Raw genomic sequence first — 22,499 nt, 5'->3', positions numbered from 1 at the left:
TCATCGTGTCGGACTCGACACGATGACGGCGCGGCGCCGCGTCGGCTCCCCGTCCCCACAGGTCCCGGCGCGGTCCGGGGCGCGCTCCTCCCCCGCTAAAGCGGCTCCACCGGAGCGGCTTCGCCGCGCCCGATGCCGGCCGCCGCGGGGTTCATGAGGCTCAGACCTTCACGAGCTCACGCTCGGGCTCCGTCGGCCCGGCGTCCTCGGTGGCCAGGCCCTCGCCCTCCACGTCGACGTTCGGCAGCGCCTTGTCCAGCCACTTGGGCAGCCACCAGGCCTTGTGGCCGAGCAGGGCCAGCACCGCGGGGACGATCGCCATCCGGACCACGAAGGCGTCGAAGAGGACGGCGACGGCGAGACCGAAGCCGATCATCTTGATCATCTGGTCGGTCATGCCGATGAAGCCGGAGAAGACCGCGATCATGATCACCGCTGCGGCGGTGACCACCCGGGCGCTGTGCCGGAAGCCGGTCACGATCGCCTCGCCGGGGCGCTCCCCATGGACGTACGCCTCGCGCATCCGGGTGACGAGGAAGACCTCGTAGTCCATCGCGAGACCGAAGACGACACCCACCATGAAGATCGGCATCATCGACATGATCGGGCCGGTCTGCTCGACCCCGAAGAGGGAGCCGAGCCAGCCCCACTGGAAGACCGCGACGACCGCGCCGAGGGCGGCGACCACCGAGAGCAGGAAGCCGAGGGCCGCCTTCAGCGGGACCAGGACCGAGCGGAAGACCACCATGAGGAGCAGGAAGGCGAGTCCGACGACGAGTGCCAGATACGGCACGAGCGCGTCGTTCATCTTCTGCGAGAAGTCGATGTTCATCGCGGTGGCGCCGGTGACCAGGACGTTGTCGCCGGTCGTCTCCCGGATGTCGTGCACCAGGTTCTCGGTCTCCACCGAGGAGGGACGGTCCTTCGGGATCACCGTGATCATCGCGGTGTCGCCGGCCTTGTTGGGCGTCGGCGGGGTGACCGCCACGACCCCTTCCAGGCCCTCGATCTTCTTCACGGTGGAGTCGGCCACGGCCTTGTCACCGTCGACGACGACCATCAGCGGCCCGTTGAAACCGGGGCCGAACCCGTCCGACAGCAGGTCGTAGGCGCGGCGCTCGGTGGCGGAGGCGGGCTTGGCGCCGTCGTCCGGCAGGCCCATCTCCAGCGAGGCGGCGGGCACGGCGATCGCGCCGAGGCCGATGACGCCGACGAGCAGGACCATGACCGGGCGTCGGATGACGAACCGGGCCCAGCGGGTGCCCATGTTGGGCTTGTCGTCGGGCTTCTTGAGCCCCTTGCGCTCCTTGCGCCCCACGACCCTGCTACCGGCGAAGCCGAGCATGGCCGGGATCAGGGTGAGCGCGATCAGGACCGCGATCACGACCGTGCCCGCGGCGGCGAAGCCCATCTTCGTCAGCATCGGGATGTTGACGACGGCCAGGCCGACCAGGGCGATGACCACGGTCAGACCGGCGAAGACCACGGCCGAGCCGGCCGTGCCCACCGCGCGGCCCGCGGCGTCCTCGCGCTCCCGGCCGTCGGCGAGCTCCGAGCGGTAGCGGGAGACGATGAAGAGCGCGTAGTCGATGCCGACCGCGAGGCCGATCATCATCGCGAGGGTGGAGGTGGTGGAGCCGAGGTCGAGGACGTTCGCGAGCGCCGTGATCGAGGAGACGCCGATGCCGACGCCGATGATCGCGGTCAGCAGCGGGAGCCCCGCGGCCACGAGCGAACCGAAGGTGATGACGAGGACGATGCCGGCGATGACCACGCCGACGATCTCGCCCGCGCCGGTCTCGGGCATGGTCTGGAGGGCGTCACCGCCGATCTCGACGGTCAGCCCCTGCCCCTGCGCGTCGTGCCCGGTCTTCTGCAGCGCCTCGCGCGTCGCGTCGCTCAGCTCCATGCCGGAGACCTTGTAGCTGACGGAGACGTAGGCGGTCGAGCCGTCCCGCGAGACCGCCTGGGCGGTGTACGGGTCGGTGACCTGGGCGACCTCGTCGGAGCCGGCCTTCAGCTCGCCGACGACCTCCTGGACCTTGGCCTTGTTGGCCGGGTCGGTCATCTTCTGGCCCTCGGGGGCCTTGAAGACGACGCGGGCGGTGGCCCCGTCGGCGTTGCCGCCGGGGAAGCGCTGCTCAAGGAGGTCGAAGGCCTTCTGGGCCTCGGTACCGGGAATCGAGAAGGAGCTGGAGGTCGCGGCGGGCGCGGTGGCGGCACCGACCCCGGCGAGCGCGAGGAGCGCCACCCAGAGGAGGGCGACGAGCCGTCGGCGCCGGAAGGCGGAGCGACCCAACTTGTAGAGGAACGTGGCCACGGGGGCGTACTCCCATTTCGTGGTGGGACAGGGCATGGGGAGCCGGCCCGACGGCGTGAGCGGTGCGCAGCGTCAGGGGGTGCGGGTGAGGACGTATCAGTGGTACCGGCCGGGGAGCCGGTGCGGATCAGACGCCGAGTGAGGGGAGCACGACGGCGTTGACGTAATCGGTGATGAAGGCGTGGTCGATCGGCTGATCCTCGATCAGCGGGCGAACGACGAACGCCCCGATGATCATGTGCAGGACGAACTTCAGCGCCGGGTTGTCGGCGCTGATCTCACCCCGCGCCACCGCTCGTTCCAGCACGTCGCGCAGGCTGCTCATCTCGGGTTCGATGAGCAGTTCGCGGAGCGCCTGGAGCAGTTCGGGGTTGGTGTGGACCGCATGTGCCAGACCCCGCATGAGCGCGGTGTCCTTCTCCATCTGACAGTCGTCGGTCAGCTCCATCATCGCGTGGAAGTCGCCCCGCAAGCTGCCCGTGTCGATCTCGGCGATCTTGATGGGCTTGTTGTGGCGCATCGCCTTGGCGACGAGTTCGGGCTTGCTCCCCCACTGGCGGTAGAGGGTGGCCTTGCTGGAGTGGGTGCGGGCGGCGACGGCGTCCATGGTGAGGGCGTCGTAGCCGACCTCGCGAAGGAGGTCGAGCACGGCTTCGTACAGCTCGGACTCACGCTCTGGTGTGAGCCTGCTGCGTGCCATGACCGGACTCCATCCGAACGAAACTGTTTCGTACACCTCGAAGTTACCCCACCGTCCAGCGAAACGAAACCGTTTCGTACGTGTCCTGGGCCACAGGCGGCCGCGGGCCACGCGCACGCCCGTACGAGTTGCCGCACCCCATCAGGGTGGAAAGCATTGGGGGGTGAGTGACGACGTCGCGTATCTCCGCTTCCCGCACCTCCACGACGACCTGCTGTGCTTCGCGGCCGAGGACGACCTCTGGGTCGCACCCCTCGTCCCCGAGGGGCACCGGTCCGGCCGGGCCTGGCGGGTGACCGTCGACCGGACCCGGGTCGGCCACCCGCGCTTCTCGCCCGACGGGCGCCACCTCGCCTACACGAGCTGGCGCAGCCTCGACCCCGAGATCCACCTCGCACCGGTCGAGGGCGGGCCCGCCCGCCGGCTGACCTACTGGGGCTCGACGGACACCCGGGTCTGCTCGTGGTCCCCGGACGGCGACATCCTCGCCGTCTCCTCGCACGGCCAGCCCTTCTCGTACTTCTCCTGGGCGTACACCGTCGCCACCGACGGCTCCCCCGGCGGCCGGATGCCCTGGGGCCCGGTCTCCGACATCGCCGTGGCCGATCTCGACGGAGAGCGCCGCACGCTGCTCCTCACGGGCAAACCGCCGCACGAGGCGGCGGCCTGGAAGCGGTACAGGGGCGGCGCCACCGGGCGGCTGTGGCTGCACGGGAAGCAGCTGATGCCGGACCTCGACGGGCAGCTCGACTGCCCGATGTTCGTCTCCGGCCGGATCGCCTTCCTCTCCGACCACGAGGGCATCGGCAACCTCTACTCCTGCCTGCCCGACGGCACCGGCCTGCGCCGCCACACCGACCACGACGCCTTCTACGCCCGGCACGCCTCCAGCGACGGACGGCGCGTGGTCTACCAGTGCGCCGGCGACCTGTGGATCGTCGACGACCTGACCGCCCCCGGCGCCGCGCCGCGCAATCTGGACGTGCGGCTCGGCGGCCCGCGCGCCGGCCGCCGCGCCTACCAGGTGCCGGCCGCCAACCACGTCGACGCGATCTCGGTCGACGAGACCGGGCGGGCCAGCGCCGTCTCCGTGCGCGGCAGCCTGTACTGGCTCACCCACCGCGACGGGCCCGCCCGCACCATCACGGACACCCCGGGCGTACGGGTCCGGCTGCCCGAGATGCTGGGCAGCGGCGGCCAGATCGCGTACGTCACGGACGCGGAGGGCGAGGACGCGATCGAGGTCGCCTACCTGCCGCGCGCCAGCGGCGACCGCGAGCCGCGGCGGCTGGCCTCGGGCGAGCTCGGCCGGGTGGAGGAGATGGTCTCCGACCCGGAGGGCGAACGGCTCGCGATCGCCTCCAACGACGGCCGGCTGCTGCTCATCGACGCGACCGAGGACTCCAACGGAGAGGCCACGGAGCTGATCCGCTCCGTCAACGGACCCGTCCGCGACCTCGCCTTCTCCCCCGACGGGGCCTGGCTGACCTGGGCGCACCCCGGCATCGGGCGCTCGCTGCGCCAGATCAAGATGGCCCGGATCTCCGGGCCGGGCGCCCGGACCGTCGTCGATGTCACCAACGGCCGCTTCGAGGACGAGAACCCGGTCTTCACCAGCGACGGCCGCTATCTCGCCTTCCTCTCCTGGCGGGGCTTCGACCCGGTGTACGACGTGCACACCGGCGATCTGTCGTTCCCGCTGGGCTGCCGCCCCTATCTCGTACCGCTGTCCTCGGCGACTCCTTCCCCGTTCGCCCTGCTGCCCGACGGACGCCCGGCCGCGGGTGGTCTGGACCCGACCGAGACCGAGGTCGAGGGCGGGGAGGGCACCACGATCGTGGAGGTGGAGGGGCTCCCGGACCGGGTCACGCCCTTCCCCGTCTCCGCCTCCAAGTACTCGGCACTGCACCCGGTCAGCGGCGGCGGGCTCGTCTGGCTGCGCTGGCCCATCTCGGGCGCGCTCGGCGAGACCTTCGCCAACCCCTCGGACACCACGGGCCGCCCCACCCTGGAACACTTCAACATCATCAAGGCCCGCAAGACCGAACTCGTCGGCCATATCGACTGGTTCGCGGTCAGCGGCGACGGCTCGCGGCTCGTCGTCGTCGACGAGGGCGATCTGCGGGCGGTGCCGGCGACCGAGCCCGGGGACGGTGACTCGACGGTCTACATGGACCTGCGACGGATCCTGCACGAGGTCGACCCGGAGGCCGAGTGGCGCGGGGCCTACGACGAGGCCGGCCGGATCGTCCGCGCCTACTTCTGGGACCCGAACATGTGCGGGGTGGACTGGCCCGCCGTCCTCGACCAGTACCGCCCCCTCGTCGAACGGATCGCGTCCCCGGACGAGTTCGCCGATCTGCTGCGGGAGGTCATGGGCGAGCTGGGCACCTCGCACGCCTATGTCTCACCCGCCCGCCGCAACGAGGGCCCGCCGCACTACCAGCGGCCGATGGGCCTGCTGGGCGCCAACCTCGTGCCGCGGGACGGCGGTTGGATGGTGAAGCGGATCCTGCCCGGCGACTCCTCCGACTCCAAGGCGCGCTCGCCGCTCGCGGGGACGGGCATCCGCGAGGGCGCGGTCCTCACCCACGTCGACGGCCGCCCGGTGGACCCGGTCACCGGCCCCTACCCGCTGCTGTCCTCCTCGGGCGGTACGACGGTCGAGCTGACCTTCCAGCCGGCGGCGGGCGAGGGCCGCTCGCGCCGGGTGGCGATCGTGCCGCTGATCGACGAGCGGCCGCTGCGCTACCAGGACTGGGTGGCCAAACGACGCGCGGTCGTACGGGAGGTCAGCGGCGGCAAGTGCGGCTATCTGCACATCCCCGACATGGGCGGCTCGGGCTGGGCCCAGTTCAACCGCGACCTGCGGATGGAGGTCTCCCGGCCGGCCCTCATCGTGGACGTGCGCGGCAACGCGGGCGGCCACATCAGCGAGCTGGTGGTGGAGAAGCTCACCCGCAAGATCCTCGGCTGGGACCTGACGAGGAACGCGCAGCCCGTCTCGTACGCCTCGAACGCCCCCCGCGGGCCGGTCGTCGCCCTCGCCGACGAGGCCACCTCCTCGGACGGCGACATGATCACGGCCGCGTTCAAGCTGCTGGGCCTCGGACCGGTGATCGGGCAGCGGACCTGGGGCGGCGTGGTGGGCATGACGGGCCGTCACCGGCTGGGCGACGGCACACAGATCACGGTCCCGATGAACGCGGCATGGTTCCCCGAGTACGGCTGGTCCGTCGAGAACCACGGCGTGGAACCGGACCTGGCGATCCTGCGCACCCCGCTGGACTGGGCCGAGGGCCGCCACGCCCAGCTCGACGACGCGGTCGAGTTGGCTCTCTCGCTGCTCGCGGAGACCCCGGCGGCGAGCCCGCCCGGCTACGCCGACGTCCCCGACAACTCCCGCCCGAAGCTCCCCCCGAGGTCCAGCGCGTAGGAGGTCCCGGGCTGCCCGTCGAGGACGACGTCCCCGACGGGCACGAACCCCGTCCGTACGAGCACGGCCCTCGAACCGGCGTTGCCGAGGGCCGCGGACGCCGTGAGCCGGTCGAGTCCGTACGCGGTGACGGCCAGCCGGCACAGCTCCCGTACCGACGCCGTGGCCACGCCCCTCCCGGCGGCCTTCTCCGCGACCCGGAACCCGAGGTCGGCCGACCCCTCCACCACGTCGACGAGGTTGAACCGCCCCAGGATCTCCCCGCCCTCCCCGACCAGCACGTGGAACAGGATCGCGCCGGTCTCCTGCTCGTCGAGCAGGGCCCGGTGCCGCGCCTCGAACTCCTCGAAATACGCGTCTCCCCGGTCGGGCACATGGGCGGCGAAGTACACCCGGTTCTCCCGCTCGAACGCGAGGAGCGCGGGGGCGTGTTCGGCTCGGAGCGGCTGCAGCTCGGTCATGGCCGCACGGTACGCGGCAGGGGCCGCGGGCCGCACCGGAAATTCATCAGGAGCGGGAGGTGAACGCCGGAAGGTGCACCCGGCGTCCCGGGTGCACCTTCTCGGAGGACATTCAGCGGACGGATGTCAGGCGTCGTAGTCCATGTCCAGGCGGTCCTGGTCCTGCTGCTGGGCCCGGCGCTGCTCCTCCTCGGAGGGGCGGCCCTTGGCCTGGGAGGCCCGCTCGGACGCCTCTTCGCGCGCGTTGCCCATCCTCTGCTTCGCCTGCTCTGCGGCCTGCCTCGCCTTGTCCTTGAACTGGTCTTGCTTGCCCATGAAGGTTCACTCCTAGACGGGTGTGAGGGGGAAGGGGCGGCTCGCCCCTTGGGCCTCGACCAGCGTGGCACGGCGAAACATTCCGCGCATTTCGATCAGATACTCCCCGTCACCGCGGCGAGGTGGCGCCCGTGCGCGCCTGTTCGTCGGCCGCCCCACCGGCCCCCACGAGGCCCTTGGAGACACTGGCGAGCCGCGGTTCGAACCGCTTCATCTCCCGCTGGCCGACCGTGGCGATGAGCCCCGGCAGATAGCCACGGACCGACTGCATCCCGCGCAGCCACCATTGGGCGTACACATGCGCCGAGCGCCGCTCGATGCCCGCCACGATCCGGTCCACGGCCGGGCCCAGCGGATACGTGCGGTTGGACGGCCAGGGCAGCCGCTGCCGCAGCTCCTTCATCACGTCGTCCTGGTCGGCGCCCCGGACCATGTCGGTGTCGGTCCACGACAGGTAGCCGACGCCGACCTTCACCCCCTTGTAGCCGACCTCGGCTCGCAGGCTGTGCGCGAACGCCTCGACGCCCGACTTGGAGGCGCAGTACGCCGTCATCATCGGCGCCGGTGTGATGGCCGCGAGCGAGGCGATCTGCAGGAAGTAGCCGCGGGACTCCATCAGGACGGGCAGGAACGCCCGGCCGGTCACGGCCCCGCCGATCAGATTGACCTCGATGACCCGCCGCCAGGCGTCCGGGTCGGAGTCCACGAACGGACCGCCCGACGCGACACCCGCGTTGGCGACCACGATGTCGACCTTGCCGAAGCGCTCCTTGACCTCGGCCGCGACCCGGGCCATCGCCTGGTGGTCGGTGACGTCCGCGTGCCACCAGTCGGCCTCGGTGTGCAGCCGGCCGGCGACCTGCTTCAGCTCCTCCGGCTCCAGGCCGACGAGCGCGATCCGCGCTCCGCGCGCGGAGAGCTTGCGGGCGAGAAGCTCACCGACACCGCGGGCCGCTCCGGTGACGACCGCGACCTGTCCCTCCAGGCTGACCCTGCTCATGCGTCCTCCTTCTGCTTCTGCGCCCGCGCCTGCTCGACGGGCGTGGGCGCGACGTACGTGGTCACGAGGTCCCTGATGCGCGCGGTGACCACCTCCGGGGCCTCGACCGGCGTCATGTGACCCATGCCCGCCAGTTCGTCCATCCCCACGCACTGCGGCAGCGCGGCGACCATGGCGCGGGAGTGCACGGGGGGGGTGAGCCGGTCCGCCGTACCGACGAGCACGGCCACCGGCAGCTCCAACTCCCGGACGCCCGCTTCGAGATCGAGCTCCGCGAGCACATGCGACCAGGCCACCCGCGAGAGCCGCGGGCAGGCGTGCACGATCCGGGCGCAGGCGTCGACCCGCTCCGGCGCCGAACCCGGGCCCATCGTGGCGTACCTGAGGATCTTCTTCGACACGGGCGTGACCGGTCCGAGCGGTGCCCTCGCTCCCAGGATCGCCCTGGTCAGCCGGGTCCGCAGCCCGCCAGGACGCAGGGGGACGACAAGGGATTCGGCCGCGAGCCGGGACGGGCCCGTGGAGCAGAGCAGCGCGGCGGCGGCATGCTCCCTGAACGCGGGGCGCGCGGCGGCCGCCATGATCGTCATGCCGCCCATGGAGTGCCCTGCGAGGACCGCCTTCTCGCCGGGGGCGAGCGTGGCGGCGAGGACCGCTTCGAGGTCGTCGGCGAGCGCCCGCGTGGAGTGGCCGGAGGCGTCGGCCGGGGCGGGGCTGCGGCCGTGACCGCGCTGGTCGTAGGCGATGACCCGGTGGTCGCGGGCGAGGTCGCGGATCTGCTCGGCCCAGAAGGCGATGGAGCAGGTCCAGCCGTGGGCCAGGACCACGGCCGGTGCGTCCTCGGAGCCGTAGACCTCGACATGGACGCGGGCGCCGTCCGCGGAGACGGCGATCACCTCGCGCGGGTGCGGGAGCGGGGCGGTACGGGTCGTACCGGATCGGGTCAGGCGGCTCACTTCACGGTCTCCTTCTTGCGGGCGGGGCGCTTCGCCGGGGCGGGCGCGGCCTCGGTGACGGCCGGCCGCAGCACCTCGTACTCCGCGAGGTCGACCTGTCGCGTCTCGCGCCGGAACTCGGCTGTCGTGCCCGGCCACAGCGTGGTGTTGCGGCCGTTGGCGTCCAGGTACCAGCTGTCGCAGCCGCCCGCCTTCCACACGGTCCGCTCCATCCGGTCCTGCACCTTGCGGTTCCAGGCGCCGACCGCGGACGGCCGGGCGGCGAGGGCGGCGCGCCCTCCGAGCACGTTCAGCTGGCGCAGATAGTCGGCCATGTAGTTCAGCTGGGACTCGATCATCAGGATCATGGAGGAGTTCCCGAGGCCCGTGTTGGGCCCGATGATCGTCATCCAGTTGGGGAAGCCGTCGACGGTCGCGCCGCGCAGCGACTGCACCCCGTCCTTCCACGCATCGGCGAGCGTGGAGCCGTCCGCGCCGACGACCCGCTCGGCGATCGGCATGTCGGTGACGTGGAATCCCGTGCCGAAGACGATCGCGTCGACCTCGGTCTCGCTGCCGTCGGCCGCGACGACGGTCGAGCCCCGGACCTCGCGCAGCCCGGAGGCGACGACGTCGACATTGGGCTGGGCGAGTGCCGGGTAGTACGCGTTGGAGAGCAGGATGCGCTTGCAGCCGATGCGGTACGAGGGGGTCAGCTTGGCCCGCAGCGCCGGGTCCTTGATCGCCTTGGCCATGTTGGCCTTGGCGAGCGACTCGACGAGCCCCAGCTCGCCCGGGCGCTTGGTGAACGCGCTGACCTGGAGCTCACGGATGCCCCAGAGCAGGCCGCGGCGCGCGGTCCCGGTGAAGGGGAGAGTGCGGTGGAGCCAGCGCTCGACGCCGGTGATGGCGCGGTCCATGCGCGGCATCACCCATGGCGGGGTGCGCTGGAAGAGCGTCAGCTTCCCGACCTGCGGCTGGATCGCGGGCACGATCTGGATCGCCGAGGCGCCGGTGCCGACCATGGCGACGCGCTTGCCGGTGAGGTCGTAGTCGTGGTCCCACCGCGCGGAGTGGAAGACCTTGCCGGGGAAGTCGGCCAGGCCCGGGATGTCGGGGATCTTCGGGTCGGAGAGCGGCCCGGTCGCGGAGACGATCACATCGGCGGTGAGGGTGCCCTGGTTGGTCTCGATGTGCCAGCGCAGTTCCTCGGCGTCCCAGCGCATCAGCGAGACCTCGTGGTTCAGCCGCAGATGCGGGCGGAGCCGGAAGGTGTCGGTGACGTGCTCCAGGTAGGCGCGGATGTGGCGCTGCCCGGAGAAGGTGCGGGGCCAGTCGGGGTTGGGCGCGAAGGAGAAGGAGTAGAGATGGGACGGCACGTCGCAGGCGCAGCCCGGATAGCTGTTGTCGCGCCAGGTGCCGCCCACGGAGTCGGCCCGCTCCAGGACGACGAAGTCGGTGATCCCCTCGCGGCGCAGCCGGACGGCGGCCCCGAGTCCGCCGAACCCCGATCCGATCACCGCCACTCGTACGTGCTCGTGCTTCGCCATGCCGCCTCCCGTGCGCCCGGCCAAGACTCCGCCAGCAATCACTGGCACAGTCGGGACTGTAGAGCAGCGCCATACCGAGCGGTAGGGGTTGGGCGCGGGAAAGTTACCGGCGGTACAACATAGGCTGGCGGGCGTGGCAGAACGATCGGATCAGCTGACCGACCAGGCGGGTCGGGCCGCCGGCATCCGCGAGTACCGGATGGACGAACTCGCGGCGGCGGCCGGCATCACCGTGCGCACCCTGCGCTTCTACCGCGAGCGCGGGCTGATCGCGCCGCCCCGCCGCGAGGGCCGCATCGCCTGGTACGACGACCACCACCTGGCCAAGCTCCGGACGATCGCGGCGCTGCTCGAACGCGGCCACACCCTCAACGGCATCGCCGACCTCAACACCGCCTTCGAGAGCGGCAAGGACGTCAGCGAGGTCCTCGGCCTCGGCGAACCCACCGAGGAGGAGCCGATCCGGCTCACCCCGCAGGAACTGGCCGACTACTTCGCCGGCGAGGTCACCCCGGAGAACCTGCTGGCCGCCCTCGACCTCGGATACCTCGCCACCGACGGCGACGCGATCGTCCACATCAGCCGCCGGCTGCTCGACGTCTCCGCGGCCCTGGTGAAGGAGGGCATCCCGCTCTCCGCGGTCCTGGAGGCGGGCCGGGCGGTACGCGAACACGCGGACGTGCTGGCCGGCCTCTTCACCGACCTGCTGCGCGAGCACGCGGACGAGAAGGACGTCCAGCGGCTGCGCCCGCTCGCGAAGAGCGTGGTGGACGCCGAACTCTCGATGGCCATGGACCGCCGCCTGCGCGAGAAGCCCTGAGGCACCGAGGCCGTACGGCCATGAGACCCACAGGTCCCGCGCCCTTGCGGTCCTGAGCCCGTGAACACCCGCATGACCGGGTGACAGGTTCTTCGAAAGTTCTTCATCACCTCCGTCCTACCGTCTGCCTGCCTGCCGCGCCCGCGCCAGGCGGACAACGGGGGAACGGGAGGAACCGATGAGGACGAACCGGTTGCTGATGGCCGCCGCGGCCTCGGTCATGGCGTTCGCGCTGACCGGCTGCGGCGATGACGGCGGCGGCGGCGGGAAGATACCCACGGCCGAGAGCGGGAGCGCCTCGTCCGGTACCGGCACGGGGCAGCCCCCCGCCGCCGGCGGGGGCGATCAGGCCGAGATCGCCGAGTACGTGGCCGCGAAGCGCAAGTGGGTCGCATGCATGCGCGAGCAGGGGTTCGACTACCCGGACCCGGGTCCCCTGGGGCAGATCGAGACCGACGGCGACACCAATCGCGCGATGAAGAAGAACCCGAAGTTCACCGTCGCCCAGGAGAAGTGCAAAGAGTTCAACGTGACCGTCCCCATGGCCGTCGAGAAGGCCATGCGACCCAAGATGACCCCCGAACAGATCAAGACCGCCCGCGAGTTCGCCGACTGCATGCAGAACAACGGCGCCCCCGACTTCCCCGACCCGGGCCCCGACGGCTACCCCACGGTCAACGAGAACGACGGCGTCCAGGACTGGGACCCGAGCACGGCGGGCGCCAAGCGGGCCGGTCGCGTCTGCGCACCGATCAAGGGCGACGACGTCCCGGTCAATCCGCCCCCGGCCAAGGGCTGAGCATGAGCGGGACGATCGACAGGGAGGAGGCGGAGTACGAGACGGCCGCCCCCACCGCGCCGGGGCGACCGCGGCGTCGCCGCGCTCTGCTGCCGACCGCCGCCGTCGCGGTCGTCGCGGCCGTCGCCGCGGTCGGCCGGCTGGGCCTCGGGGGCGGCGGGGACGAGCCCCCCGGCGCCCCGCCCCGAGCCGGCTCCACCGTCCAGGTCACCCGGGCCACCCTGACCGAACGCACCTCCGTGGAAGGCACGTTGGGGTACGGACCGGAGATACCCCTGCCGGTCAAGGCGACCGGCACGGTCACCTGGCTCCCCGTACCGGGCACGACGGTCCAGCGCGGCGAGGAGCTGCTGCGGGTGGACGACCGTCCGGTGGTGCTGCTGTACGGGCCACTGCCGATGTACCGGGACCTGGGGCTGCCGGCGGCCGCACCGGAGGGCGGAAGCCCGAAGGCCGAGCCCTCCACGTCCCCGACGCCGGGGGGCACCGGGGGCGAAGCGACGGGCGGAGGGACGGGCGGAGGGACGGACACCGCGACAGGTGGCAGGCCCCCGACACCACGAGAGATCCGCGGCATGGACGTCATGCAGCTCGAGACCAACCTCGCCACCCTCGGCTACACCGGCTTCACGGTGGACCAGAGATTCACCACCGGTACGGCCCAGGCGGTCAAGCGCTGGCAGAAGGCGCTCGGACTCCCCCGGACCGGCACGGTCGCGGTCGGCGACGTCGTCTACTCCTCCGGCACCGTGCGGATCGGCAAGGCGACGGTCCGGCTCGGTTCGCCGGTCGGCGAGAACGCCCTCGCCCACACCGGCACGGCACGGAAGGTCGTCGTCGACACCTCGGCACACGAGGCTTCCTGGGCCGTGCGCGGTACGGCCGTCACCATCGAGCTTCCCGACGCACGCTCGGTACGGGGCCGGGTGGCGGCCGTGGGCACCGAGGCGACCGCGGCGGAGGGCGCGGGGGAGAACGGCGGGCCCCCGACGATTCCGGTGACCGTCACCGTCGAGGACCAGAAGTCCCTCGGGAAGCTGGAGAGCGGACCGGTCACCGTCACGTACGTGGGGCGGGAGCGCAAGGACGTCCTCACCGTCCCGGTCGCCGCACTGGTGGCGCTCGCGGAGGGCGGCCACGGCCTGGAGACCGCGGACGGGACCTTCGTCGCCGTGAAGACCGGGCTCTTCGCGGACGGCGACGTGGAGGTGAGCGGTCCGGCGGTCCGCGAAGGCCTGAAGGTGAGGATCCCCCAGTGAACGGTGGATCCGCGGCGGCCGCGGTCGTGGAGTTCGACGCGGTCTCCAGGACCTACCCGGGCGGCGTGGCCGCGGTGCGGGACGTGAGCCTGACCGTCGAGCGCGGCGAACTGGTCGCGATCGTCGGCCCGTCGGGCTCGGGCAAGTCCAGCATGCTGAACCTGATGGGCAGTCTGGACCGGCCGTCCGCGGGCCGCGTCCTCGTCGACGGCCACGACGTGGCGACTCTGTCGGACCGGGAGGTCTCCGCGCTGCGGGCCACCCGGATCGGTTTCGTCTTCCAGCAGTTCCACCTCGCGGTGGGCGTACCGGTCCTGGACTCCGTGGCCGACGGCCTGCTGTACGCCGGGGTCCCGCAGCGCCGACGCCGGGCCAGGGCGACGGCGGCGCTGGAGCGGGTCGGTCTGAGCCACCGCGTCCACCACCTGCCGCACCAGCTCTCAGGCGGCGAACGCCAACGGGTGGCGGTGGCCCGGGCGGTGGTCGGCGGACCGGCGGTCCTGCTGGCGGACGAACCGACCGGCAACCTCGACTCGGCGTCGGGCGCGGCCGTCCTGACCCTGCTGCGCGAACTCCACGCGGCCGGCACGACGGTCGTGATCATCACCCACGACCGCGAGATCGCGGCGGCACTCCCCCGCCGCATCGAGATGCGCGACGGCCACGTGGTCGCCGACACGACGACCGGGATACCCCGATGACCAACAGCGACAGAACCGATCCGCCCGCCGGGACGGACCCGGCGGCCACCGCCGGCGCGGGCGCGGGGCGTGGTGCCGTTCTCGGGCGCATCGCCCGGCGCGGGCGGGGTGCCGCCTCGCGGGCCGGGGCGCCGCCGCGAGCCGCCCGGCTGCGGCCCGTCGACATCGTGCGGCTCGGCGGGACGGGGCTGCGGACGCGGCCCTTGCGCGTCTTCCTCTCCGCACTCGGCATCGCCATCGGCGTCGCCGCGATGATCGCGGTGGTCGGCATCTCCGGCTCGGGACAGGCCGAGGTGGACCGGCGGCTCGACGCCCTCGGCACCAACCTCCTGCGGATCGCCCCCGGCGAATCCACCGGCGGGGAGAAGGCGAAGCTGCCCCGGGAGGCCGTTCGTATGATCGACCGCGTGCCGCCGGTGCGACAGGTCGCCGCCACGGGCGCGACGGACGCGCACGTCTACCGCAACGACCGCATCGCCGTGGGCCGCACCGGATCCCTCACCGTCCTCGCCGCGGGCCGCGAACTGCTCCCGACCGTCGGCGGCACCGTCCGCCGGGGCCGCTGGCTGGACCCCGCGACCGAGGCGTACCCGGCCGTCGTACTGGGCGCGACCGCCGCCCACCGGCTCGACGTGTACACCCCGGGAACCCGGCTCTGGATCGGCGGGCGCTGGTTCTCCCTGGTCGGCGTCCTCGATCCGGTACCGCTCGCGCCCGAACTCGACAGCGCCGCCCTCGTCGGCTGGCCGGCGGCCCGGACGTACCTCCGCTTCGACGGCCACCCCTCCACGGTCTACGTCCGCGCCGAGGACAGCCAGGTGACGGCGGTACGGACGGTGCTGGCGGCCACCGCGTACCCGGAGAAGCCCGATGAGGTCCAGGTCTCCCGGCCCTCCGACGCCCTCGCCGCCCGCGAGGCCACCGAATCGGCGCTGACCGGGCTGCTGCTCGGACTCGGCGGCGTCGCCCTGCTCGTCGGCGGCGTCGGCGTGGGCAACACCATGGTCATCTCGGTGCTCGAACGGCGCCCGGAGATCGGCCTGCGCCGCGCCCTCGGCGCGACCAGGGGCCAGATCCGGACCCAGTTCGTGACGGAGTCCCTGCTCCTGTCGGCGATCGGCGGACTCGGCGGCACGGTCCTGGGAACGCTGATCACGGCGGCGTACGCGCTCTCGCGCGGCTGGCCGACCGTCGTGCCGGTATGGGCGACCGCCGCGGGCGTGGGCGCCACGCTGCTGATCGGCATGGCCGCGGGCCTGTACCCGGCGGTCCGCGCCAGCCGCCTGGCCCCGACGGAGGCCCTGGCCGGCACATGAGCGCGGCCCGGCGTCCGCACCGCGGCGGGAGACCCGCGCGGCAGCCCGCGGGCGGCCGCAGCCGTCAGAGACTGCCGCGCGGCCCCGGCAGGACGATCGTGAAGACCGTGCCGGCCCCCACCTCGCTCGTCACCTCGATGGCCCCGTCATGGTCCGCCACGATCTGACGGGCGATCGAGAGGCCGAGCCCGCTGCCCCCGGTGGCCCGCCCGCGCGCCGCGTCCGCCCGCCAGAAGCGGTCGAAGAGATGCGGCAGATCGGCCGCCGCGATCCCGCTGCCGGTGTCCCGGACCGCGATCCGCACCATCTCGTCGCCTTCGGCCAGTTCCAGCCGGACGCTGCCGCCCGAGGCCGTGTGCCGTACCGCGTTCGACACGAGGTTGCTCAGCGCCTGACGCAGCCTCCCGGGATCGCCGTACAGCGGCACGGCCCGCCCGGGCGAGCCGGCCGTCAGCTCCACCCCCGCCGTCGCGGCCAGCGCGCTGTGCGCCGTACGGCAGGTCTCGATCAGCTCCCCCGCGTCGAGCGCACCACGGTGGTACGTCAGGGCGCCCGCCTCCGCCAGTGCCAGGTCCTGCAGGTCGTCGACGATCCGCTGCTGGAGCAGCACCTCCTCGTGCAGCGAGTCCAGCAGTTCCTCGTCGGCCTCCAGGACCCCGTCGCGCAGCGCCTCCAGATAGCCACGGAGATTGGCCAGCGGGGTGCGCAGCTCGTGCGCGATGTCGCCGACGAGCCGGCGCTGGCGTTCCTCGCTGGCCCGGAGCGAGTCGGCCATGCGGTTGAAGGACCGTCCGAGTTCGCCGATCTCGTCCTTGCCGGTGGCCGGCACGCGCCGGTCGAGGTCGCCCTCCCCGAGTCCGTGGGAGGCCGCGGTGAGCGCCCGAACGGGCCGCAGGACCGCCCGGCCGAGCAGCAGCGCGCAGGCGAGGACGGCGGCGGCCACCCCGGCGGCCACGGCCGCGGTCGGGCCCACGGCGAGACGCTGTCCCGCGTCGTCCAGGGCGCCGAGACGGACGGTGAGCGGCTGTGGCGCGACCGCGGCGGTCCGCTCGGCGAACACGCGCCGCAGACAGGCGAGCCGTTCGCCACCCTGCGTCGAGGCACAGACGTCGAGCGCGGCGCGGTGGGACGCGAGCACGGCGCCCGACACGCCGTCGTCCTTGACGCATCCACCGGCCCCGCTCACCGGTCCCCCCGCGTCCGTGAAGACGGGTACGTCCAAGTGGCCCGTACGCACGGACACTTCATGACCCGCCCGGGTCAGACACGCGGCGTAGGTGACACCGGTCGTGTACGCGGCGATGGCGCTGGCGATCACCTTGGCCTGCGAAGGGAAATGCACCCCCATGTCGTCCGCGAAGGGCAGATCGGGCCGGGGGTCGACCAGCAGCGGCGGCGCCGTGCCGCCGGGGCGGGGGTCCCGGCCGAGGAGGACGTCGGAGTCGGCGATCTGGCCGCCGGCGCCGTCGGTGATCCGGATGCGCTGCCCGGTGTCGCGCGCGAGGGCGCGCACGGTCCCGGCCACACCGTCCCAGGTGCCGCCGGTCTCCCCGTACCGACGCAGCTCCTCGGTGATCCGGGCGACGTCCTGCCGGTCGGCGGCGGCCGATTCGCGGACCTGCCGGGTGACCTGGGCCAGCGTCAGCCAGGCGGTGGCGGCGGTGGCGACCACCGCGACGAGGAGGATCAGGGCGAAGACGCGTATCCGGAAGCTCACGCCGGGCCGCCGTCCGCGAGCCGGTATCCCCGCCCGTACACCGTCTCCAGGAACCGGGGCCGCGCCGGATCCTCCTCCAGCTTCAGGCGCAGATTGCGCACATGCGCGTCGACGGTCCGCTCCAGCACGTCGCTGTCGAAGCCGAAGACCCGCTCGATGATCTGCGCCCGCGTGAAGACCCGGCCGGGTTCACGGGCCAGCGCCTCCAGGATGGAGAACTCCTTCGACGTGAGCGCCACGGGGCGGGCCGCCACCCGGACCTCGAAGCGTGCGGTGTCCAGCTCCACCTCGCCGACCCGCAGCAGCGCGGGCGCCTCCGTACCGGCCCTCCTGGACCGCCGCAGCAGCGCCCGCACCCGCGCGGTGAGCTCGCGGGGGCTGTAAGGCTTGGTGAGGTAGTCGTCGGCGCCGAGGTCGAGGCCGAGGAGCAGGTCCTCCTCCGTGCTGCGGGCGGTCAGCAGCAGAATCGGTACGTCGGAGAGCCCCGAGTGCTCGGCGCGCAGGATGCGGCACACGTCGAGACCGTCGACGAGCGGCAGCATCACATCGAGGACGATGAGATCCGGCCGCGTCGCCCGGGCCTTCTCCAGCGCGGCGCGGCCGTCGCTCACGACCTGGACCGCGCTCCCCTCCCGCTCCAGATAGATCCGGATGAGCCGGGCCTGTTTCGCGTCGTCCTCGGCGACCAGAATGCGCGCGCTCAACGACTCCCCCTCCCCCTGTGTGCCGCTACAGCTCGTAGACCGCCGTCACGGGCGCGTGGTCGCTCCACCGCTCGCCGTGCGTGGCGGCCCGCTCGACGAACGCCTTGACGGCCTTGGCGGCCAGGCCCGGCGTCGCCACCTGGTAGTCGATGCGCCAGCCGCTGTCGTTGTCGAAGGCGCGTCCGCGGTACGACCACCACGAGTACGGCCCGTCCTGGTCCGGGTGGAGGGCGCGGACGACGTCGACGTACTCCGCCTCGTCGAAGACACGGCTCAGCCAGGCCCGCTCCTCGGGCAGGAAGCCCGAGTTCTTCTGGTTGGTCTTCCAGTTCTTGAGGTCGGCCTCGCGGTGGGCGATGTTCCAGTCTCCGCAGACGACGACCTCACGGCCGTCGGCGGCGGCGCGCTGCTTGAGCTCCTTCAGATACGGCAGGAACTCGTCCATGAAGCGGATCTTCTCGTCCTGCCGCTCGGTGCCGACCTCGCCCGAGGGCAGGTAGAGGCTGGCGACGGTGACACCGGGCAGGTCGGCCTCGATGTACCGGCCACTGCCGTCGAACTCGCTCGACCCGAACCCGACGCGCACGGAGTCGGGCTCACGCCGGGTGTAGAGGGAGACCCCCGCGCGCCCCTTGGCGGCGGCGGGCGCATGCGCGGTGAACCAGCCCTCGGGCGCCCGGACCTCGTCGGGGAGCTGGGATTCCTCGGCGCGCACCTCCTGCAGACAGACGGCGTCGGCGGAGGTGCCGGCGAGCCACTCCACGAAGCCCTTCTTGGCGGCGGCACGAAGACCATTGACATTGACGGACGTCACTGTGTACAAAACATGCTCCTCATTCGGCGGGCACCCGGCGTCACGCCCAAGGGTCAGGCTCCCACATCGGGTGCACCTCGATACCGAATCCCTTCTCCCTCCGGACCAGAGCGACGCGCCGAACCAACTGCTTCAGCATCCCGTTGCGCTCGGCCTCGTTCAGGAGCCCCCACTCCTCCACCAGCCCCATGATCACCGGCCAGTAGTCAGACTGCCGCGGCGCCGGTTCCACGGCCGAGAGCCGCTCCAGGGCGGCTGTCGTCGTCGCCTGCTGGTACCGGATCCGGGCGACGGCGTCCTCGTACTCCCCCGGGCCGTAGTCGTCCGGGTTCATGGCTCGGTCCGCGCGCAGGGTCGCCAAAGCCTTCCTCTGTTTTGCCGCCTCCGCGTCCAGCCATGCGCGCTCCCGCGCCGCAGCCGCTCGCCGGTCGACCGCGGGATCCCGTGGACGGGCGTTGCTCGGTGAGGCGCCGATGGCCTGAACCTGTTCGGCGAGCCACGCAAGCAGGCGCTCCTCCACTGCGACGCGGGCGGCGTAGACGCCGTCGCAGCCGTGCTTGCCGGTGACGCTGCGGCGTCCGCACATGTAGTTGTGGCCCTTGATCGACGTGGGCCGGCCATCGATCACGCGGATCGAACTCTGTACAGGCGTCGTGCCATGGCACCCGGCGCAGCGCACGAGTCCGGTGAGCGGGTACAGGGCTCTCGGAGACCGGGGCGGGGTCTTCTTCGCCTCCTGGCGGCGGTCCCGGTACTGCTGCCACAGATCGAGATCGACAAGCTCTTCCTGGGCGCCGGGGATGAACAGGGTGTTCTGACAGTTGCCCCTGACGTTCTGCGGGCATCGGCACTTCGGATCATGCACGCGCTGCAGCCCGGCACAGAACCCGGAGTCCATGTAGCGGATGAGAGTCTGCGCGGTCCATAAGCCGCCACGGGTAGTGCGCCAGCCATTGGCGTTGAGGTCGCCGAGAAGGGCGTAGAACGGCGCACCGCCGATGTACTGCCGGTACCGGTCCGCCATGACGGGTCCGGACTGTTCGTCGGCTACGTACTTCTCTTCCTGGAGGCTCCACCCACCCTTGCCGTCGGGGACGCGACGGGGGTGCCAGACGTAGCCGAAGCGGGGTCGCCCACTGGCGGGGAGGTGGAGCTTGTTGCGTCGGTGATCGTGCGTGTCGCGCCACTGCTCGCTGCGAACGTCGGATTCGTAGGCGGCGAACTCGAACAGGATGCCGCGTTGGAGGCGACCGGTCGCGGTGCGGGCGTCGGCTTCCTCTGTGGCGGATTCCAGCTCGCCTCCAGCGTCGGTCAGACGCTTGAGATTGATGGCGATGCCGTCGCGGGAGCGGCCGAAGCGGGAGTACTTCCAGACGACGATGCCGCGGGCTTCGCCCGCTTCCACCTGCTCGATGCACTTCATGATCTTCCGCCTGAAGTGGCGGCCCGAGACGTCGAGGTCCTCGATCCACTCGACGATGCGACGCCCGGTTCGCTCCGCCCATGCCTCGATGGCCGCGCGCTGCAGCTCAGGGCTGATCCTCTCCTCCTTCCAGGTGGAGACTCTGATGTACGCAAGCCAGGGCTCCCCGGGGGCGCCGCCTCGCTGGGACGGCTGGATACGCTCGGGCACGGACCTGCTCATTGATCGCTCCGTGGTGGGTCTGGCCCCGGCCAAACAGAGCCGCTCGCTCCGGTCGGGACCTTGTCATTGCCCCAAGCTATCGACTTCGTTGCCATACGGCAATGAAGTAAGGAAGGACGGCACCCGTGACCGAGCCCGAAAGAGGGCCGGAGATGTTGTCGTTCCGCGAGCTCGCGCGCCGCCTGGTCGCCGACGGGATCGTCGAGGGGATCACCCACCAGCGAGTATCCAAGCTGGCTCAGGACGACCCGGATTTTCCGCCGGTGACGCAGATCGGCCGATCAAAGGCGGTGGACTACCGTGCGGCCCGCCCCTACTTCGCCACACGGAAGAGCCGACAGGGGCAGCGCACCGATCTGAAGCAGAGGCCTGGGCAGTGACGACGCATACCTGTACGATGTCTCGCATGAATATTCGCTCGACCCCCTACGACCATCCTGACGCCGTCAAACTCAACGACGCCGTCCAGCTGGAGTACGTCGCCCGCTACGGCGACGAGGGCGATGCCACACCGATGGACGCCGGGATGTTCGTACCGCCGCTCGGTCTCTACCTCCTCGCCTACGACTCCGAGGACCGCCCCGTCGCGACCGGCGGCTGGCGCACCCAGGACGAGAACGACGAGGGCTACTCGGACGGCGACGCCGAGCTCAAGCGGATGTACGTGATCCCCGAGGCGCGCGGCCTGGGTCTGGCCCGCCGCATCCTGGCGGCCCTCGAGGCGGACGCGCGCGCGGCGGGTCGGACCCGCATGGTCCTGGAGACCGGCACGGCGCAGCCGGAGGCCATCGCGCTGTACACCAGCAGCGGCTACGAGTCATGCGCGAAGTTCGGCCACTACCGGGAGTACGAGAACAGCCGCTGCTTCGCGAAGTCCCTGGTCGCGAGCGACGAGGGCTGACGCCTCCGAGCCGTTCTGCTGACGCGCCCCTGACAATCCGTCTCAGTATCTGGCACCCTTCCTCACGCACGTCGATCCGCACCGTTCTCATCCCCCACCTGCCTCGGCAGAAGGAGACATGCGTGAGACGCCATCGCACAGTCGCTGCTGTCCTGTTGTCGGTCGGAGCGCTGCTGACCGGAGCCCTGACCGCCACCTCGGCGCAAGCGGCGGAGAAGCCCGCCTTCTGGACCGCCGAGCGGATGCGCTCGGCGACCCCGTTGGACCTCGAGGTCGCCCCCGGAGCGCTCAAGACCCTCGAGCAGGTCGCCCGCTCGTCCGCCCCGACGACGATCGCCCCGACCTCCGTCGCCCCGACGGCCTTCCCGCAGCCGGGCGGCCCCTGGACGGGCGGCGGCGCGGTCGTGAAGACCTCGGGCCGGGTCTTCTTCACCTTCCAGGGCCGTACGGCCTCCTGTTCCGGCAACGCGGTCACCAGCCAGAACCAGAGCACGGTCATCACGGCCGGCCACTGCGTGAAGTACCAGGGCAGCTGGCACACGAACTGGGTGTTCGTCCCGGCCTACGACAACGGCAGCGCCCCGTACGGCCAGTGGGCGGCGACGAAGACGCTGACGACCCCTCAGTGGGAGGCGAGCGAGGACATCAACTACGACGTCGGCGCTGCGGTCGTGGCCCCGCTGAACGGCCAGAAGCTGACGTCGGTAACCGGCGCCCAGGGCATCCAGTTCAACGGCGGTTACAACAAGCCGATGTACGCCTTCGGCTTCCCGGCCGCCTCCCCGTACGACGGCTCGAAGCTGATCCACTGCGCGGGGAACTCCTCGAAGGACTTCCTCTTCTCCCAGGACCACAGCCTCGGCTGCAACATGACGGGCGGCTCCAGCGGCGGCCCCTGGTTCTCCGGCTTCAGCGAGGCCACGGGCACGGGCCTCCAGGTCTCGGTGAACAGCTTCGGCTACACCTTCCTGCCCAACCGCATGTTCGGCCCGTACTTCGGCAACGACGCGAAGGCCCTGTACGACCGGGCGCAGGCGTCCTGACTCCTCTCCCACACCCCTGCCGCGGCCCCCGGCGCACTCCTCCGCCTGTCTCTTATACACATC

20 protein-coding genes are annotated in these 22,499 nt (G+C 71.7%); 9 read left to right on the top strand and 11 right to left on the bottom strand.

What is annotated here, in order from left to right; translation table 11 throughout:
• Positions 1-160: 160 nt before the first annotated feature.
• Positions 161-2,320 carry an MMPL family transporter gene (locus tag ACFQ7Q_RS32930; RefSeq protein WP_383561614.1) on the bottom strand — a complete coding sequence of 720 codons (2,160 nt, stop codon included), beginning with the start codon at positions 2,318-2,320 and terminating at the stop codon, positions 161-163.
• A gap of 127 nt (positions 2,321-2,447) precedes the next feature.
• Complete coding sequence (locus ACFQ7Q_RS32925; RefSeq protein WP_383561612.1) at positions 2,448-3,020, bottom strand: TetR/AcrR family transcriptional regulator; 573 nt, start codon at positions 3,018-3,020, stop codon at positions 2,448-2,450.
• A gap of 163 nt (positions 3,021-3,183) precedes the next feature.
• Between ACFQ7Q_RS32925 and ACFQ7Q_RS32920 the strand changes: the two genes are divergently transcribed.
• The gene (locus tag ACFQ7Q_RS32920) at positions 3,184-6,456 is read left to right on the top strand and encodes a S41 family peptidase (protein ID WP_383561610.1); all 3,273 of its coding nucleotides are present in this window, start codon (positions 3,184-3,186) and stop codon (positions 6,454-6,456) included.
• Here ACFQ7Q_RS32920 and ACFQ7Q_RS32915 read toward each other — a convergent pair.
• From ACFQ7Q_RS32915 to ACFQ7Q_RS32895, 5 genes are all read right to left on the bottom strand, one after another.
• Entirely contained in the window at positions 6,399-6,917 is a 519-nt protein-coding gene (locus tag ACFQ7Q_RS32915; protein WP_383561608.1) for a GNAT family N-acetyltransferase, read from the bottom strand. The genes ACFQ7Q_RS32920 and ACFQ7Q_RS32915 overlap by 58 nt on opposite strands.
• A gap of 126 nt (positions 6,918-7,043) precedes the next feature.
• Positions 7,044-7,232, bottom strand: coding sequence for a hypothetical protein (locus ACFQ7Q_RS32910; protein WP_383561606.1), 189 nt, complete (start codon positions 7,230-7,232; stop codon positions 7,044-7,046).
• A 109-nt stretch (positions 7,233-7,341) separates the two neighbouring features.
• Entirely contained in the window at positions 7,342-8,232 is an 891-nt protein-coding gene (locus ACFQ7Q_RS32905) for an SDR family oxidoreductase (protein ID WP_383561604.1), read from the bottom strand.
• On the bottom strand, positions 8,229-9,188 hold the full coding sequence (locus tag ACFQ7Q_RS32900) for an alpha/beta fold hydrolase (RefSeq protein ID WP_383561602.1): 960 nt from the start codon (positions 9,186-9,188) through the stop codon (positions 8,229-8,231). The genes ACFQ7Q_RS32905 and ACFQ7Q_RS32900 overlap by 4 nt, the downstream gene beginning before the upstream one ends.
• Entirely contained in the window at positions 9,185-10,717 is a 1,533-nt protein-coding gene (locus tag ACFQ7Q_RS32895; RefSeq protein ID WP_383561600.1) for a flavin-containing monooxygenase, read from the bottom strand. Before ACFQ7Q_RS32895 ends, ACFQ7Q_RS32900 begins: the two co-directional genes overlap by 4 nt.
• 199 nt (positions 10,718-10,916) lie before the next feature.
• Here ACFQ7Q_RS32895 and ACFQ7Q_RS32890 point away from each other — a divergent pair, with 199 nt between their 5' ends.
• The 5 genes from ACFQ7Q_RS32890 (at position 10,917) to ACFQ7Q_RS32870 (ending at position 15,612) form a co-directional block, all read left to right on the top strand.
• Positions 10,917-11,537: a MerR family transcriptional regulator gene (locus tag ACFQ7Q_RS32890; RefSeq protein WP_383561616.1), complete on the top strand. Its 621-nt coding sequence runs from the start codon at positions 10,917-10,919 to the stop codon at positions 11,535-11,537.
• 178 nt (positions 11,538-11,715) lie between these two features.
• A complete protein-coding gene (locus ACFQ7Q_RS32885; RefSeq protein ID WP_383561598.1) occupies positions 11,716-12,336 on the top strand; it encodes a hypothetical protein in 621 nt (206 codons plus the stop codon).
• A 2-nt stretch (positions 12,337-12,338) separates the two neighbouring features.
• The gene (locus ACFQ7Q_RS32880) at positions 12,339-13,595 is read left to right on the top strand and encodes a peptidoglycan-binding protein (RefSeq protein WP_383561596.1); all 1,257 of its coding nucleotides are present in this window, start codon (positions 12,339-12,341) and stop codon (positions 13,593-13,595) included.
• Positions 13,592-14,296, top strand: coding sequence for an ABC transporter ATP-binding protein (locus ACFQ7Q_RS32875; protein WP_383561594.1), 705 nt, complete (start codon positions 13,592-13,594; stop codon positions 14,294-14,296). The genes ACFQ7Q_RS32880 and ACFQ7Q_RS32875 overlap by 4 nt, the downstream gene beginning before the upstream one ends.
• The gene (locus ACFQ7Q_RS32870; protein WP_383561592.1) at positions 14,293-15,612 is read left to right on the top strand and encodes an ABC transporter permease; all 1,320 of its coding nucleotides are present in this window, start codon (positions 14,293-14,295) and stop codon (positions 15,610-15,612) included. Before ACFQ7Q_RS32875 ends, ACFQ7Q_RS32870 begins: the two co-directional genes overlap by 4 nt.
• A 64-nt stretch (positions 15,613-15,676) precedes the next feature.
• Here the strand turns inward: ACFQ7Q_RS32870 and ACFQ7Q_RS32865 are convergent, their stop codons facing one another.
• The 4 genes from ACFQ7Q_RS32865 to ACFQ7Q_RS32850 are packed head-to-tail and all read right to left on the bottom strand — an operon-like array spanning position 15,677 to position 20,492.
• Positions 15,677-17,329, bottom strand: a complete 1,653-nt coding sequence (locus ACFQ7Q_RS32865; protein WP_383561590.1) for a sensor histidine kinase — start codon at positions 17,327-17,329, stop codon at positions 15,677-15,679.
• The gene (locus ACFQ7Q_RS32860; protein ID WP_383561588.1) at positions 17,326-18,033 is read right to left on the bottom strand and encodes a response regulator transcription factor; all 708 of its coding nucleotides are present in this window, start codon (positions 18,031-18,033) and stop codon (positions 17,326-17,328) included. The genes ACFQ7Q_RS32865 and ACFQ7Q_RS32860 overlap by 4 nt, the downstream gene beginning before the upstream one ends.
• A 25-nt stretch (positions 18,034-18,058) precedes the next feature.
• The gene (locus ACFQ7Q_RS32855) at positions 18,059-18,856 is read right to left on the bottom strand and encodes an exodeoxyribonuclease III (protein ID WP_383561586.1); all 798 of its coding nucleotides are present in this window, start codon (positions 18,854-18,856) and stop codon (positions 18,059-18,061) included.
• A gap of 31 nt (positions 18,857-18,887) precedes the next feature.
• Entirely contained in the window at positions 18,888-20,492 is a 1,605-nt protein-coding gene (locus tag ACFQ7Q_RS32850) for a recombinase family protein (protein ID WP_383561584.1), read from the bottom strand.
• Positions 20,493-20,617: 125 nt separating this feature from the next.
• On the opposite strand from ACFQ7Q_RS32850, the gene ACFQ7Q_RS32845 reads away from it, so the two are divergent.
• The 3 genes from ACFQ7Q_RS32845 to ACFQ7Q_RS32835 all read left to right on the top strand — a co-directional run bounded on the left by ACFQ7Q_RS32845 (position 20,618) and on the right by ACFQ7Q_RS32835 (position 22,436).
• Complete coding sequence (locus tag ACFQ7Q_RS32845; protein WP_383561582.1) at positions 20,618-20,872, top strand: hypothetical protein; 255 nt, start codon at positions 20,618-20,620, stop codon at positions 20,870-20,872.
• A 26-nt stretch (positions 20,873-20,898) separates the two neighbouring features.
• Positions 20,899-21,393, top strand: coding sequence for a GNAT family N-acetyltransferase (locus tag ACFQ7Q_RS32840; RefSeq protein ID WP_383561580.1), 495 nt, complete (start codon positions 20,899-20,901; stop codon positions 21,391-21,393).
• 122 nt (positions 21,394-21,515) lie between these two features.
• Entirely contained in the window at positions 21,516-22,436 is a 921-nt protein-coding gene (locus tag ACFQ7Q_RS32835; RefSeq protein ID WP_383561578.1) for a trypsin-like serine peptidase, read from the top strand.
• Positions 22,437-22,499 lie beyond the last annotated feature (63 nt).

The sequence above is a fragment of the Streptomyces sp. NPDC056527 genome (assembly GCF_042794475.1).
Classification (GTDB): Bacteria; Actinomycetota; Actinomycetes; order Streptomycetales; family Streptomycetaceae; genus Streptomyces.
This window is presented reverse-complemented; position numbering and strand designations above follow the sequence as displayed.

Bases quoted from the DNA above. Each gene is read 5' to 3' on its own strand.
- ACFQ7Q_RS32925 (WP_383561612.1), bottom strand. From the start codon at position 3,020: ATGGCACGCAGCAGGCTCACACCAGAGCGTGAGTCCGAGCTGTACGAA.
- ACFQ7Q_RS32915 (WP_383561608.1), bottom strand. From the start codon at position 6,917: ATGACCGAGCTGCAGCCGCTCCGAGCCGAACACGCCCCCGCGCTCCTC.
- ACFQ7Q_RS32910 (WP_383561606.1), bottom strand. From the start codon at position 7,232: ATGGGCAAGCAAGACCAGTTCAAGGACAAGGCGAGGCAGGCCGCAGAG.
- ACFQ7Q_RS32905 (WP_383561604.1), bottom strand. From the start codon at position 8,232: ATGAGCAGGGTCAGCCTGGAGGGACAGGTCGCGGTCGTCACCGGAGCG.
- ACFQ7Q_RS32895 (WP_383561600.1), bottom strand. From the start codon at position 10,717: ATGGCGAAGCACGAGCACGTACGAGTGGCGGTGATCGGATCGGGGTTC.
- ACFQ7Q_RS32890 (WP_383561616.1), top strand. From the start codon at position 10,917: ATGGACGAACTCGCGGCGGCGGCCGGCATCACCGTGCGCACCCTGCGC.
- ACFQ7Q_RS32885 (WP_383561598.1), top strand. From the start codon at position 11,716: ATGAGGACGAACCGGTTGCTGATGGCCGCCGCGGCCTCGGTCATGGCG.
- ACFQ7Q_RS32880 (WP_383561596.1), top strand. From the start codon at position 12,339: ATGAGCGGGACGATCGACAGGGAGGAGGCGGAGTACGAGACGGCCGCC.
- ACFQ7Q_RS32870 (WP_383561592.1), top strand. From the start codon at position 14,293: ATGACCAACAGCGACAGAACCGATCCGCCCGCCGGGACGGACCCGGCG.
- ACFQ7Q_RS32850 (WP_383561584.1), bottom strand. From the start codon at position 20,492: ATGAGCAGGTCCGTGCCCGAGCGTATCCAGCCGTCCCAGCGAGGCGGC.
- ACFQ7Q_RS32840 (WP_383561580.1), top strand. From the start codon at position 20,899: ATGAATATTCGCTCGACCCCCTACGACCATCCTGACGCCGTCAAACTC.